The organism is Clostridium sp. (assembly GCF_051278035.1).
Taxonomy (GTDB): domain Bacteria; phylum Bacillota; class Clostridia; order Clostridiales; family Clostridiaceae; genus Clostridium_AD.
In genome coordinates, this window is record NZ_JBNMNU010000109.1 from 1 (window position 1) to 14,848 (window position 14,848).

Sequence of the window (14,848 nt, forward strand, 5' to 3'; positions counted from 1 at the left end):
CTAAATGCTATTATTCTACAAGAAATTGTAAATCCCTTTATTTAACTATTGTTTCATGAAAATATTCCCTTTTAGTAGCTAACCATCTTTTCTTCACACTTTATTTATTTCTTCATATTTTCTCCACAATTACAGTGTATAATTAAATTATATAATAAGAATAACTATAAACTAATAAAAGGGGGTTATTTATATGTTTTGCCGAGGATTTTCAGGTTCTGGTTATGGACACTTTGGTGGCTATGGCGGTGGCGGAATGTTTCTAATGATGGGTTTTGGATTTTTAATATTTTTAGTAGTAGTTTTCACAGTTTTTAAACTAATGCGAAATCACTCTCACTCAAATTTATCATTATCAAACAATTCAACATCATCAACTTATTCCGCACTAAATATATTAAATGAGAGATTAGCTAAAGGCGAAATTGATGAGGAAGAGTATACTAGAAAGAAAATCATTTTAACTCAAAAAAACTAGGGTATTTACCCTAGTTTTTCTAATACCATGTTGGATTAAATTTACCTCTAGCGTATACTATAAATAACGCATTAAAATATAGGAGTGAAAAAATGGATGATAAAATTACAATTTTAGTAGTGGATGATGAACAGAAAGTTTTAGATGTAATTGGAGCTTATTTATTAAAAGAAGACTTCAACGTTTTAACCTGCACAGATGGCGAAGAAGCTTTAAGACTATTTGAAAAAGAACAAATTCATTTAATTATATTAGACTTAATGCTACCTAAAATTTCGGGTGAAAAAGTATGTAACAAAATTAGAGCTACCTCCTCTGTACCAATTATTATGCTTACAGCAAAAACTGAAGAGGACAACAAAATAGAAGGTCTTGCTATTGGAGAGGATGATTACATAACTAAGCCCTTCAGTAATAGAGAGCTTGTTAGTAGAGTTAAAGCAATTATTAGAAGAACTTATAGGAATAATAACCCTCTTGCTCAGCTATTAATTATCAATAATGGTGATTTAGAGATTAATATTGAAAAAATGACAATTAAAAAACGAGGCGCCACTATTACTTTAACTTCCAATGAGTTTAAAATTTTAATTGCACTTTTAACTAACCCTGGTCAGGTATTTTCAAGGGAACAATTAGTAAATAGAGCTTTGGGAATGGACTATGATGGCTTTGATCGAACTATTGATACTCATATTAAAAATCTCAGACAGAAAATAGAGAATGACCCTAAAAAACCAATATATATTCTTTCTGTTTATGGAATGGGATATAAATTCCAAGGTTAGCTTTTTTATTATAAAATCCAATTAAAATACGAGGTGAACAAAATGAAATTGTCTTTAACAAAAAAATTATCTTTAGGTTTTCTTCTTACTGCAATTGTATCTATACTCATTGCAGTTTTAATTTCAAATTATATGATTGGTGAGAAATTCAACACCTACTTAATTGATGAGCATAAAACTAAGTTAATTGAAATTACAAATATAGCAAATGATTTATATGATCAGAATTCAGGTTTTTCAGCCAGTAGTAAAAATGAATTATTAAGGTACGCTAATGCTGAGAAATTATACATTGAAGTTAAAGATAAAAATGGAGTGGTCGTTTTCACTTCTGGCAATTCAACCTTACAAAAAAGCACAATGATGGGTTCTATGATGAACTCAATGATGAATAATTTTTCAGAAATTAAGCCTGGAGAATACATTGAAGATAATTACCCATTAACGAAAAATAATAAAAAAATAGGCACTATAGTGTTTGGATATTATGGGAACTCTTATCTAAATGCCGCTGCGCTAACTTTTAAGATGACCTTGAATCACTCTTTTTTTCTTTCCGGTTTTATTGCCTTAATTTTCGGATTAATTGTAAGCATCCTTTTATCGAAACAAATATCTTCACCACTAACAAAAATAACTGCAACTGCTAATAGTATTAGAAATGGAGATTTGGAAGCTAGATCTCATGTTACATCTAAAACCACAGAAATAATTGATTTAAATGCTTCAATAAATTATCTCGCGGAAACCTTACAAAAGCAAGAGCTCCTTAGGAAACGCTTGACATCAGACATGGCTCACGAACTCAGAACCCCTCTTACCAATTTAAAATCACATATAGAGGCACTTTTAGACAAGGTTTGGGAACCTACGGAGAAAATGCTTACAGGCTTTTATGAAGAAATAAAGCGGTTAATAAAACTCGTGGAAGGCCTTAATGATATAGCGAAACTTGAGCAAACAAATCTTAATTTAAATAAATCTAGATTTAACTTGTCCCTAGAACTGGAAAAAGTAATAACATCATTTGAACCACTATTTGCTAATTCAAATTCAAAAATTATTTCTAATGTATTTTCAAACATAGATGTTTGTATGGATAAGGATAAATTTACACAAGTAATGTATAATTTGCTTGCAAACTCACTTAAATACCTCAATGGAAATGGAGAAGTTTTTGTAACCCTAAAGGATAAAAACGAAACTATTATTTTAGAAGTAAAGGATAATGGAATTGGAATTTCTGAAAAAGATTTACCTTTCATTTTCGAAAGATTTTATAGAAGTGATGAATCACGCAATAAAAAAACTGGTGGTTCAGGCATAGGTCTGACTATTGTAAAATCTATTGTTGAAACACATAATGGTACAATTGATGTAAATAGTACACTAGGGGAAGGAAGTACATTTACAGTTACTATTCCTAAATAAAAAATCATGTCAAAAGAAAAGTATAAAGATGCACTTAAAAACTTTAACAAAAAAATAAAACTCCAAACTGAAGTTTTATTTTTGTTTTTTATTTTGTGCTGCTTTTTTACTCTTACTTGAATTTAATCCACAACAATCTAGTTTTTTATCACCAAAAGATTCTTCATTGGCTTTTTCCATCCCTTTTAAAAAATTATCATACCACTTCTTTAATTTTTTCAATTTTAAACCTCCAATAAATTTATTTTAATATTATTATTATTTATGAGATTAGTTTAACATTTTCATGTGAAGACAATATGAATATTGAAATGCTATCTAGATTAATTTCGATATTTAAGCTCCATCGAATTTGTAACCAATTCTAGTTACAGTTACTATATATTTAGGATTTCTACTATCCTCCTCTATCTTTTTACGTATGTTTTTAATATGCACATCTATTGTTCTATCAAATCCTTGAAAATCTATGCCCATAATTCTTTCAATGAGTTGATCTCTTGTAAATACTATGCCCTTATTAGATGATAAAATATGCACTATGTCAAATTCATTTGGTGTAAGAGATATTTCTTTGCCAAGAACCTTAACTATTCTTTCGTCATAATTAATTTCAAAATCTCCATTATTATAAATCTTTTTTTCACCCTTATTTGTATTAAGTCTTCTAAACAAAGCATTTACTCTTGCTGTAAGTTCTCGAGGACTGAATGGCTTAACAAGATATTCGTCTGCTCCAAGGTTTAATCCTTCTATTCTATCCTCTAGGCTACTTTTTGCTGTAAGCATAAATATATGTACTTCAGACATTTTTCTTAATACACTACACACCTCTTCGCCAGATATATCTGGTAACATTAGGTCTAGTATAACTAAGTTAAATTCAATTTTTTCGAATATTTTTATGCCTCCCATACCAGTTGTCGTACAATAGACACTATAACCTGCTTTTTCAAGATATGCTTTAAGTATTTCTGAGACCTTTTCTTCGTCTTCAATAATCAGTATATTAGTCACCCTTAATTCACCCCTCTTTAAAAACAACACTTGTTAGTATAATACAAAATCTATATGTATATTATATTTAAAAATAGTTTTACTATGTTATAGATTACACCAAATCTATCATATTTTCAACTGTTTGAATTATTTCTAGTTTTTTATCACCAAAAGATTCTTCATCTCAAATTATAAAACCCCTTTACTTGCACATTTAACTCTTATTTGAATATATATAATAGTGTAATAATCTTTGGAGGATCACCTATATGAACTCAATGTATGATATGTACGATATGTATGGTATGGAGGTACCAATGATGCCCAGAAACATGATGCCTATGCCTATGCCCATGGATATGCCTATGGACATGCCTATGAACATGCCTATGAACATGCCTATGGATATGGATATGAAGATGCACATGATGCACATGACTCAAATGATGCACATGCTTCACACTTGCATGAATAGTATGAAAATGATGGAGAAAATGATGAATGAAATGATGGAGAAAATGACGAAGTATGAAATGCATAAATAAAGTTAACCATCTTCTATCATTTTAGTTACTTAAACGATGTATAATTTCGTTATCAGAGTAAAGAGAGTACAACTTTAAAATAAAGTTGTACTCTCTTTACTCCGCCTAACGATTATATTAGTACTTCGTAGAAATTGCATCTTCATATTCCATTCATATTTGTTGTATAATATATTAGTGCTCAAATACTAAACCTAATACAGGAGGTAACTTATGAATAAACTAACTTATCCTAGGGAATTACTAGATAGTTTTCAGAAACTTGCAGATGATTGCATTGAATGCAAACTTTGCATGAATGAATGCATAATGCTGAATGATTTTTGTAGCACTCCAAAAGAGCTATTTAAAGGATTTTACGAAACAGGAAAGGTTGACCCTGTAATTCCCTATTCCTGCAACATGTGCAATCAGTGTACAATTGTCTGTCCTAAAAAACTAGAGCTAGGTATCAAGTTTATGGATATTAGAAAAGAAATGGTAAAAAAAAATAGTGGTAAATCACCAATTAAGGGACATAGCGCTGTAGAAATTCACCAATCTCTAAGCTTTTCGAAACTGTTTAATACTACAAAGTCATTTAAATATAAAAAAGGGGGCTCTTAATTAATGAATACTACATCAAATATTAAAAGAGCATTTATACCAGGATGCAGCTTGCCTTCTTATAACCCCGATGTTGTTTATAATATAATAGAATATCTTCAGGAAAAATTGCCTGGAACAGGAGTAATACTAAAATGCTGCGGTAAACCTACAAAATCCTTGGGACAAATTGATAAGTTTAAAGAGAGATATGGGAGCTTTCAAGCTGAAGTAGACAAATTAGACGTCGATGAACTCATAGTTGCATGTCAAAACTGTTATATGATTATGAGTGAACATAGCCCTAATCAAAAGATACGATCTTTATGGGAAGTACTTCCTGAAATTGGTTTACCGGAAATTTCTAGAGGTATAGGAAAAAATAGCGACATTGTCTTTGGAATACAGGATTCTTGTCCTACTAGAAATGCACCTGAAATTCATGATGGAATGAGATGGATTATGGATGAACTTGGATATAAGTATACAGAAACACCTCATACAAAAGAACTAACACGTTGCTGTGGTTTAGGTGGAATGGTTTCACCTGCTAACCCCGAACTAGCCCTGCGAGTTATGACAAGGAGGGCTAAAGAGTTTCAAACTGATTACATAGTTACTTATTGCGCTGCCTGCAGGGAATCCATGGTTCGCGGTGGAAAGAAATCCGTTCATGTTCTTGACTTAATATTTGGTGGCACCTGGGACTCAAAATCAGAGTTTCCTGGAGCGCCAGCATCACCTATCACTAGTTGGAGAAATCGATATAAATCAAAATTAAATATTAATAAACTATATAAATGGGGGAGCTAAAATTCAAATTTTAGCTCCCTTTTTATGATTACTTGTTAATTGCTTTTGCATTTTTTTCATTATATATTTTTTTAACTAATACTACTAATATACTTACAGCAAATAAAGTTAAAAGCCCCAAAACCATCATTTTGGTCCCACCAACTAGCATACCACCAACATAAGAGTAAATAATTGTTGCAGGGAGTTGTCCAATACCAGTAGCCACAAAGAAAGACCAAAAGCTCATAGATGTCAGTCCTGCTGCATAGCTTACAATATCAAAAGAAATAAAGGGAAGTAATCTAGCAATTAGTATTGCGTATTTACCGTGTTTTTCAAAAAAGTCATCAATACTTTTCAATGCAAATTTGCTTGTTAACTTTTCTACTATGTCTCTACCCAGTAGCCTTGATATGAAAAAACATAATACAGCTCCTGCCATGGCGCTAACCCAAGATAATAGTGCTCCATTCACCCAGCCAAATAACCCTGCATTAGCAAATGTAATCATAAAAGCAGGCAACGGTGCAACAACGGATTGAAGTATCATTAAGATAAAGGATATAATAGGAGCTAGAGCGCCATAGGACAAAATATATTCTTTTATAGCCTCAACATCTATCTTACTTAGAATAGAAATCATTTCTTTTACAGGCCCAATAAAAAATAAACAAGCAAGGGCTATAATTACAGCTATCTTTAAATAAGTTGATTTTTTAAATTGTTTCATTAACTTTCCCCCTTTAAATGTAAAACGTCATGGATAATTATATAACAACCATCTATATTTAAGAGGACAATAAGTGAAGTTATCTATTTGATATTTCTATAGTTAACTTAGGTTCTATACAAATAAACTATTAGAGATTGTCAAAACTTTAGTATACAATTAATAAAGTTGAGTAGATTTTATATATCAATATACGAGGGGGGTAAATATGAAAAAATTAATGGCGTTATTATCTATAATAATTTTAACAGTATCACTGGCTGTAGGTTGTTCAAGCAACAAGGTTGCAGAAGAAACCAAAACTGTGGAAAAAGCAGACAAGCTAATGGTGGTAGATACAGATAAGAAAGAAATTAGAATGCAAACAGAAGTTAATGCTAAATACTTTACTGAAACCACCAGACACGGAGTTGTTTTTAAAGATGGTTCAAATGGTGAAAAATCTGTGCTAAGAGGACTTGTAAGTCAACTTGATTTTCATCAAGCACTTCTTGATATTGGTGCTAAACCTGGTGATAATTTAAAATTGGAAGATATGAAAAAAGCAGTTGCTGTAGATGGTGACAAGATAGATGTTTTCGTAACATGGGAAGGTCTGGAAAAAGAAATACCTTTCAATGATATAATAAAATCTAGTGATGCCAAACCTATGGACATAAGATTTGGTGGAAATCTAGAGAGTGCTAAAGCAAAAAATACAGGTTGTGTGCTATGTCTTGATAGTTGCGCTGTCGGTATTACAAGTAATGCTAACTATGTTACAGGCTCATCAGATACTGTGAAGTTTTATGGTAATGAAGAAATTCTTCCAGAGGATGGAACAAGAGTTACTGTAGTATTTAAACTAGCACAATAATTATTAAGGGCACATAGATTTATTTATGTGCCTTTTCTTTACAAGGAGGAAAAAATGAAGTTTTTTACTTTTATATATAACGGCTTTGTACTAGGCTTGTTTTTCTCTATTCTAGCTTTCCAAAGCGTATGGTTAGAAATGAGAATGAATGTGGGCATAATTATTTTTATAACTATAATTCTATCAATTATCATATATGCAGTTGTTTTACTTAAAAAGAAAAGAGTGCTCGAAAAAAGCTTAAAAATAGTTACTTTGTGGTCTTTTGGTATTTCAGCTATCGTTACTCTTCTAATTCTAGGTACTAAAAGAATTACCACTCTTCCTGCATCAATTTTTAGAGAAGCCTTAGGATTAACTAATATAAAATTCGCAATCATTAATATTATATTACTAGTAATATTGCTTGGCATTGTTCCTATTTTAGCATCAAAAAAAGAATAGATAATTGTTAGCTGTATAAGATTACTACTTGGAGGTTTCTATGAGTAAAAAGATGATAAATATCCTAAAGGTAATACCTTTTTTTATAATAATTGTAATTGTTATATGCGCTTTTTTCAATATGAAAACGTTACGGCAGTGCACACCTGAAAATGTAAAAACTTTTGTTGAAGGTTGTGGAGTATTTTCACCTATAGTATATATAGTTTTATTTACGGTTGTACCTCTTACACTTTTTCCAGATTCAATTCTTGCCATAGCTGGAGGAATGTGTTTTGGAATGGTAAGTGGTTTTGTTTATACTATGATTGGCGCCATGTTTGGCAGTGCACTATCTTTTTATTTAGCCCAAACATTAGGTCGTAAGGTTTTGAATAAGTTTATAAAAAAAGACATCTCAAACTTAGAAAATGCTATTAAAGATAAGGGCTTTGCATTGGTATTTGCACTAAGACTTATTCCTCTTTTCCCCTTTGATATTATCAGTTATGCGGCAGGTTTCTCAGGAGTAAGGTTTAAAGATTTTGCTTTAGCCACAATTTTTGGAATGATACCTGGTATATTTGTTTTTGTAAATATTGGAGATAAAGTAGGCGAGACTACATCTTATAGCTTCTATATGGCTATAGCTCTTTTAGTAGGACTTATTGTGGTATCTTGTGCTTTAAAAAAGAGAGTTTCACAAGTTATTAATATATGATTTCACTCTATTACTTGCGATCTACATATAAAATTGAGCATATAGTTCTTTCTCCTAATCTGTCGCTAGGATTATTTATAATTTCATTATTATAATATAATGTAGAAGAAGAACCGCCATCTAAGTTAGAAGCATTATAAGCCCCATATTCATACAATATGTCTTGTACCTCTCTTAATGTAGCTCCTATACTACTTATTTGCCTGCCGTCTATGACTAATAATATTATTGATCCATCTTTCCTTTGCGCTATAGATGTTCTAGGTGCTATACCCCAGCCACCATCCCCCTTATTAATAGTCTTCTCTCCATTAACTATCAAAGCTGGTCCAAAAGATACTGCCTGCATTACTAAATTTTTTTTCATTTCTTTAATGCTATGATTGCCAACCAGTAGCTTTCCTGATTTAGTTAATGCCACAACCTCCCTCTCTTTATCTTCACTTTTTATATTATTATAAACAATTTTCCCATTAGACATTATAACCCCTATTGGATTTGCTCCCCTTCCAGACCAAAGCGGTCCTGATGCCCCATCTGTAAATCCTCCACCATTAACCGCCGCTATTGCATTATTATCTTTTGCCATTTCACTTGTTAGTTGACCTTCCTTACCTAAATTATTGCTATAACCTACTTTTATCCTAGTTGGATCACTAATTACTAGGATATGTCCTTTAAATTTTCTCCCTCTGATATCATATCTTTCGATACTGTTATCATTTATGTTTTCTACCTTTATACCAAAATTTTTATCATCTACGTTGTTCTGAACTATAATTTCTGCTGATTGTTCCTTTATAATTTGTTTTATTTTTTTATCTGATAAAAATGATTTCGCCATCCACTGTAATGTTGAAGTTGTCATCGCTGCACCTACTACTGTGGTCTTCACATTTTTAAATGGCCCATAATAAACCATATATGGGCCTGTACTTACTGTGAAAATTAATTCAAATATTATAAATAATAAAACCAATTTGCTTGTACTTCTTTTGGTTTTTCTACTATCTTTTATTTTTATCATGATTCCCACCCTTTTCTATTAAGTGTTATCTAACTCTTTCTTTTCCACATTATATATTAAAAAGATTAAAATCAGGTTAAAAAAACATCCACATAACAGATAAATCTGAAACCTAGATGTTTAATATTATAATTATTTTTGTTCCCTCGCCTTCCTTACTTTCTGCATTTAAAGTTCCTCCATGTACATCTACAATCCATTTAGCAATAGATAGTCCAAGGCCCGCACCACTGTTTTCTTTAGATCTAGATTTATCTACAGTATAGAATCTTTCAAATATACTTTTAATTTCCTCTTTCGGTATCCCTATGCCACTATCACTAACAGTAATTTCCACTGTTTTATTTTTAATTTCTGAACTTATATCAATCTTTCCTTGTTTGGGCGTGAATTTAATACAGTTATCAATTAATATCCTAATCATCTGTTTTATCATTTTATAGTCTGCATAAATACTAACGGTATCATTTATATCACTTGATATTATATGTCTATTATCTATAATCCTGCTTTCTCTCACCACCTCATTAACAAGATCATTAAGCCAAAAATTCACTTTCTTTGTTATAAGATTTCCACTATTACCTTTGGCAAGATATAATAACTTTTCCACTAAATCTTCCATATTACTAGACTCTAACTTAATAGCATAAATGGATTTTTCTAAGGCTTCTCTGTCATCCTTTCCCCATCTATCAAGTAAGTTTGCATAGCCCTTTATAACTGCAATCGGTGTTCTAAGTTCGTGAGAAGCATCAGCTACAAACTGATTTTGCCTATTAAATGATTCTTGAAGCCTATCTGTCATCTTGTTAAAGGTATTACCTAGTCTTTTAAGTTCATCATCTGGACCATTTACCTCTATTCTTTCTTTTAAATTATTAATGCTAATATTATCAGCAGCTTTAATAATATTATTTATAGGTTTAAGCATCCTTTTGCTTATAAGGTATCCTAATATAATTGAAGCAATAATGCCTAAAAAATCAGCTATTGCCATAAAAGCAAATAGGATTTTAAGGAAATCATATTCATTATCCATATCCTTCACTATTTGAACATATACCACACCATATTCTTTAGTTTCAATCCTTAAATTTTTATATACTAAGCGTTTATCATGTTCTTCAAAAATTCTTATTTCATCAAAAGGTTCCTTAATTTCAATATTATAATTAAATTTCCCTGGTATATTTAGCGATTTTCCATTTCCCTGAACTATATTAATAAATATGTTTTCTTTAGACGGAGTATCCGAAAATAGTTGCGTGTCAGATAAATCTATATTTTTATTATGTACTGTAATCTTATTTAGAACAATTGAGCCCATATCGTCTACCTGTTTATTTGCCTGATTATATAAATAATATTTTATTCCATATAAAATGGATACGTTTAATAAAAGCAATATTAAAGAGAACATAAAAGCGTAGACAACAGTTAACTTTACAGAAATTTTTGCGCTTTTTATAATTTTAGAATTAATTGCTTTTAATAACATATCCTACTCCTCTTACAGTAATTATAAGTTTATCGTCAAACCCTTCATCAATTTTGATTCTCAAATGTCTTATAAATACATCAACTACGTTTGTGTCCCCTTCATAGTTATAACCCCATACTATTTCAATTAACTGTTCCCTTGTAAGCACAACATTTTTATTAATCATGAGAACCTCTAAAAGATCATATTCTTTTTTTGTAAGTTCAATTATCTCAGCATTCCTCTTAACCTCGTGAGTTTTATTATCCATAACAATATCCTTTACTTTAATTTCATCTGGCTTATTGCTTATAGATTTATTTCTTTCATACACCCTTATCCGTGCTAATAGCTCTTCGATTGCAAATGGTTTTGTTAGATAATCATTTGCACCTACATCCAGCCCTAAAACTTTGTCTGATATATCACTTTTTGCAGTAAGCATAATTATTGGAACCTGGGAACCTTTTCTTATTCTTCTACAAACCTCTATTCCATTGAGTCCAGGTATCATAATATCAAGAAGTATTAGACTATACTCGCTTTTCTCAGATAAATTTAGACCTTCGCGTCCATCATAAGCTACGTCAACTTTATATCCCTCATGATCTAATTCCATTTCGATAAACATTGCCATTTGCTTTTCATCTTCCACTAAAAGAATTTTAAAATCTTTCAAATTACCACTCTCCTTCCTATAGTTAAATAGCGAGCGTAATCCCACTATATACACTCTAACTGTATTTTAGGTATTATACGATAAACTTCCAATAAAATAATATTTATTGTAAGCCAAACCCCACCAAAAATATACCCCGCATAAACGTCGCTTGGATATCCAGTTTGAAAGAATATTGGACTTATCCCGGAAGCAATACAAATAAATAACGTTATAATTAAGACTGCAGTCTTAGCCCAATTTTTCTTTACATTACGTAGTATTAAAAAAGCAAAAAAACCATACGCAACAATTGTCATTAAAGATTGGTTGCTTGGAAACGTATATTTACTATTTTCTATTAGGCTTATTGAAGAAGGTCCCAAACGCCTAAAAATATGCCTTAATGTAACTTGCAAAACTTCTCCGCCACCAATTACAAGCAATAGAAACTGACTTTCAAGAATTTTATTTCTACTTCTTTTTATAATCCATATAAACATGAGAATAGTAAGTGGTACTAATACTTTAATTGAGCTTATTAATCTAAATACCCCCAACAGATGCGACCAATTGGAAGTGAAAATTGCTTTTGCTAAATAAGCTACAACAATGTCAAATTGTCCAAATTCATGTGCTAGATAATCTTGCACTACACCAATTACAAGAATTAAAAACCCGAGGAAAGCTACTGCTACAGCAGCAATTGCTACTTTCATTTTCCCCATAGAATGAAATGTAATAATTGTCTTATTCAATATTCTATATGTAAGCTCAATTATTTGTGCTTTATGATTTTTATAGACATAGACAATAATCAAAATTAAAGATACAATTAAACATCCTATAATCAAATATCTCGATATAGAACTATGAAATTTATCCCAGTTTGGTCCTAGAACCTTACCTAAAGAAATAAAAGTACCCGTCCATATGAAAGCTCCCAAATATGCATTTAATGCAAATCTTTTATAAGGAATTTCCGTTATACCTGAAAAATACCCCGTAATATGCCTAACTCCGGGGATGAAACATGCTAAAATCAATAATTTATTACCAGATGACTCAAACCAATTCGACGTTTTCTCCATTTGAGCAGGTCCTAGATGAATATATGAGCCATATTTTTCAAAAAATCTTGTTCCTACCTTAGCACCAACAAAATAAGATATTGTAATTCCCGTTATTACTCCAGCTGTAGCTACGAGGATACTTATACCCCAATTCATTTCTGACTTATATACAAGGAAACCACAGTATGTCATCATTAATTCACCGGGAAGAGGAAATGCAATTAATTCAAGCACTAAAGCACTAAATAAAATTATATATCCATAATTATTAATTAATTCTATTACAGAATTCAAAACATCACGTCCAATCTTTACTATTTGTAAATGTTTGTACTTTGCACAATGAATGTTCTCTTATATTTTAGACCTGAGAGCGTTAATATTGTTGTTATCTTTATCAAATAAGTAAATTATTATTCCACTGCACATAAGCCCTAAAACTACACCTGCCAAAATATCAGTAGGATAATGTACATATAAATATAATCTTGAAAAGCCTATTAAAGATGCTAAACCCAAAAATCCAAATGCATAACGTTTAAAATATTTTGCGAGTATTCCTGCCACTGCGAATGAGGAAGTAGTATGCCCGGACGGGAATGAATAGGATAAAGGCTTTGCTATTAAAAGGTTCCATGCCGCTATATCTTCTGATGGCCTTATACGCTTAATTACATTTTTCAATATTTCTTCTCCTAAAATTGTACTTAGTATTAAAGCTCCTAAAGCCATAAAACCTATTTTTCTATATTTTTTCTTAATCATGAGTATAGCTATTATTATAATCCAAATGATCCCGCCATTTCCTAAGTATGTTGATATAACCATGCTTTTATCCATAATAATTCCATGCATATTATTTTTTATAAACAATAATATTAAGCTATCAAACCTCTGTATTAATGATATCATTTTTTCTTCATCCTCCTTTTTCTTTACTGTGTGCGTATATAACCATTCCCTATTATATACTTGTAATATTAAAATCAGATTAAAAAAGGCTTAGATTTAGCAAAAATCACAAAAATCGCATAAAAAGATATGGTATATAGGTACCAATGACTCACATGCTCAATAGACACGAAGAATTCATCTTCATTTATATCTACACGGGAAAAATTTCACTTAAGATATCAAAAAAAACTTATTAAAATAAACACTTACAACGCATCCCTTTTCCTCTTTACTTTTCACTTCTATAGTTGCCGCATGTAGGGTTAGTATATCTCGTACAATTGTAAGTCCTATTCCACTGCCTTCTATTTCACGTCTGCTTTTATCTCCTCTATACAATCTTTCAAATATATAAGGTAAGTCCTCCTCTTTAATGCCAATGCCTGTATCTTCTATTATTAATATTACTTTTTCATTCTCTGCTTCTAAAGTAATGTTAACTTTTCCAAGCATCTTAGTAAATTTAACTGCATTTGAGAGCAAATTAATTATTACCTGTCTTATTTTATCACTATCACCTAAAATATAATATTGTTTATCAATGCTAGATTCTAATATAATGTCAAGATTCTTATCCTCAGCTATTACTTCAAAATCTTTTACAACCGAGGAAACAATAGTCGCCAAATCAATTTTCTCCATACTTAAGACCGTTTTTGACTCTTCGACCTCTTTTAAGGCATTTAAATTATCTATAAGCTTTGCAAATCTAATAACTTCTTCGTTAAGACAAGTTAATCTTTCATTGTCAACTGGAAAAATGCCGTCAATCATCGCTTCAAAATTATTTTGAAGAATATTTAGAGGTGTTCTAACTTCATGTGAAATATCTGATATTAACCTTTTTCTAAGCTCATCCTGATGCTGAAGTTTTTCTCCCAGTGTATTTATGCTATTTCTTAAGACCTCAAGTTCTAAAATACTACTCTTATTATGAGACCTTTCTTTATAGTTTCCATTTGAAAGATAAACCGATATCTTTGAAATTTGACTTAGTGGTGATGAAAACTGCTTTGAAATAAGTAAACTAATTAATATTGTTATGAATATTGAAAGTACAACACTTAAAATAAAGCTCTTATTTATAGATGTTTTAAAACTTACATCTTCTTTATATAATAATACTGGCCCATATTGTCCCACTTGTATATGGCCTACAATTCGGCCGTTAAAATTTATATTAAAGGTGCTTATATTATAGACTCCTTCATCTTTAACAAGCATATTAACATTGTTATTGTTTAGTATTTCCTTAGGGTCCATCCCCCAAACAACTTTGTTGTTTTTATCCTTAAGAGTAAG

General features: G+C 30.8%; 18 protein-coding genes. 9 read left to right on the forward strand and 9 right to left on the reverse strand.

From position 1 onward, the window contains the following. Positions 1-193 precede the first annotated feature (193 nt). From ACJAX4_RS15460 to ACJAX4_RS15470, 3 genes are all read left to right on the forward strand, one after another. Positions 194-478 (forward strand): SHOCT domain-containing protein, encoded by a 285-nt coding sequence (locus tag ACJAX4_RS15460; RefSeq protein WP_435790346.1) that lies wholly within the window; start codon positions 194-196, stop codon positions 476-478. A gap of 92 nt (positions 479-570) precedes the next feature. Beyond that, positions 571-1,266, forward strand: coding sequence for a response regulator transcription factor (locus ACJAX4_RS15465; RefSeq protein ID WP_435790347.1), 696 nt, complete (start codon positions 571-573; stop codon positions 1,264-1,266). Positions 1,267-1,308: 42 nt separating this feature from the next. Beyond that, positions 1,309-2,697 carry an ATP-binding protein gene (locus tag ACJAX4_RS15470; protein WP_435790348.1) on the forward strand — a complete coding sequence of 463 codons (1,389 nt, stop codon included), beginning with the start codon at positions 1,309-1,311 and terminating at the stop codon, positions 2,695-2,697. A 75-nt stretch (positions 2,698-2,772) separates the two neighbouring features. Here ACJAX4_RS15470 and ACJAX4_RS15475 read toward each other — a convergent pair whose 3' ends face one another. Both ACJAX4_RS15475 and ACJAX4_RS15480 read right to left on the reverse strand, forming a co-directional pair. Further along, entirely contained in the window at positions 2,773-2,919 is a 147-nt protein-coding gene (locus ACJAX4_RS15475; RefSeq protein ID WP_435790349.1) for an LDCC motif putative metal-binding protein, read from the reverse strand. Between the two features lie 114 nt (positions 2,920-3,033). Further along, a complete protein-coding gene (locus tag ACJAX4_RS15480) occupies positions 3,034-3,714 on the reverse strand; it encodes a response regulator transcription factor (protein WP_435790350.1) in 681 nt (226 codons plus the stop codon). Between the two features lie 251 nt (positions 3,715-3,965). On the opposite strand from ACJAX4_RS15480, the gene ACJAX4_RS15485 reads away from it, so the two are divergent. The 3 genes from ACJAX4_RS15485 (at position 3,966) to ACJAX4_RS15495 (ending at position 5,639) form a co-directional block, all read left to right on the forward strand. After that, positions 3,966-4,241, forward strand: a complete 276-nt coding sequence (locus ACJAX4_RS15485; protein ID WP_435790351.1) for a hypothetical protein — start codon at positions 3,966-3,968, stop codon at positions 4,239-4,241. Positions 4,242-4,454: 213 nt separating this feature from the next. Then, positions 4,455-4,847 (forward strand): 4Fe-4S dicluster domain-containing protein, encoded by a 393-nt coding sequence (locus ACJAX4_RS15490; RefSeq protein WP_435790352.1) that lies wholly within the window; start codon positions 4,455-4,457, stop codon positions 4,845-4,847. A 3-nt stretch (positions 4,848-4,850) separates the two neighbouring features. Further along, positions 4,851-5,639 (forward strand): heterodisulfide reductase-related iron-sulfur binding cluster, encoded by a 789-nt coding sequence (locus tag ACJAX4_RS15495; protein ID WP_435790353.1) that lies wholly within the window; start codon positions 4,851-4,853, stop codon positions 5,637-5,639. A 28-nt stretch (positions 5,640-5,667) separates the two neighbouring features. Here ACJAX4_RS15495 and ACJAX4_RS15500 read toward each other — a convergent pair whose 3' ends face one another. Next, complete coding sequence (locus tag ACJAX4_RS15500) at positions 5,668-6,351, reverse strand: TVP38/TMEM64 family protein (protein ID WP_435790354.1); 684 nt, start codon at positions 6,349-6,351, stop codon at positions 5,668-5,670. Positions 6,352-6,559: 208 nt separating this feature from the next. On the opposite strand from ACJAX4_RS15500, the gene ACJAX4_RS15505 reads away from it, so the two are divergent. From ACJAX4_RS15505 to ACJAX4_RS15515, 3 genes are read left to right on the forward strand one after another with little or no spacing between them, the layout of a single operon-like run. Then, positions 6,560-7,207 carry a YdjY domain-containing protein gene (locus tag ACJAX4_RS15505; RefSeq protein WP_435790355.1) on the forward strand — a complete coding sequence of 216 codons (648 nt, stop codon included), beginning with the start codon at positions 6,560-6,562 and terminating at the stop codon, positions 7,205-7,207. Positions 7,208-7,261: 54 nt separating this feature from the next. Then, a complete protein-coding gene (locus ACJAX4_RS15510) occupies positions 7,262-7,651 on the forward strand; it encodes a hypothetical protein (protein ID WP_435790356.1) in 390 nt (129 codons plus the stop codon). A 40-nt stretch (positions 7,652-7,691) separates the two neighbouring features. Next, a complete protein-coding gene (locus tag ACJAX4_RS15515) occupies positions 7,692-8,351 on the forward strand; it encodes a TVP38/TMEM64 family protein (protein WP_435790357.1) in 660 nt (219 codons plus the stop codon). 10 nt (positions 8,352-8,361) lie between these two features. On the opposite strand, the gene ACJAX4_RS15520 is transcribed toward ACJAX4_RS15515, so the two are convergent. From ACJAX4_RS15520 to ACJAX4_RS15545, 6 genes are all read right to left on the reverse strand, one after another. Beyond that, on the reverse strand, positions 8,362-9,378 hold the full coding sequence (locus tag ACJAX4_RS15520) for a phosphodiester glycosidase family protein (RefSeq protein ID WP_435790358.1): 1,017 nt from the start codon (positions 9,376-9,378) through the stop codon (positions 8,362-8,364). Positions 9,379-9,490: 112 nt separating this feature from the next. Next, the gene (locus ACJAX4_RS15525) at positions 9,491-10,879 is read right to left on the reverse strand and encodes a sensor histidine kinase (RefSeq protein ID WP_435790359.1); all 1,389 of its coding nucleotides are present in this window, start codon (positions 10,877-10,879) and stop codon (positions 9,491-9,493) included. Further along, complete coding sequence (locus ACJAX4_RS15530) at positions 10,860-11,540, reverse strand: response regulator transcription factor (RefSeq protein ID WP_435790360.1); 681 nt, start codon at positions 11,538-11,540, stop codon at positions 10,860-10,862. The genes ACJAX4_RS15525 and ACJAX4_RS15530 overlap by 20 nt, the downstream gene beginning before the upstream one ends. A 44-nt stretch (positions 11,541-11,584) precedes the next feature. Then, on the reverse strand, positions 11,585-12,886 hold the full coding sequence (locus ACJAX4_RS15535; RefSeq protein ID WP_435790361.1) for a bifunctional DedA family/phosphatase PAP2 family protein: 1,302 nt from the start codon (positions 12,884-12,886) through the stop codon (positions 11,585-11,587). Between the two features lie 60 nt (positions 12,887-12,946). Beyond that, entirely contained in the window at positions 12,947-13,504 is a 558-nt protein-coding gene (locus tag ACJAX4_RS15540) for a phosphatase PAP2 family protein (RefSeq protein WP_435790362.1), read from the reverse strand. A 213-nt stretch (positions 13,505-13,717) separates the two neighbouring features. Beyond that, the coding region (locus tag ACJAX4_RS15545) for a sensor histidine kinase (RefSeq protein ID WP_435790363.1) at positions 13,718-14,848 on the reverse strand (1,131 nt) is incomplete at its 5' end.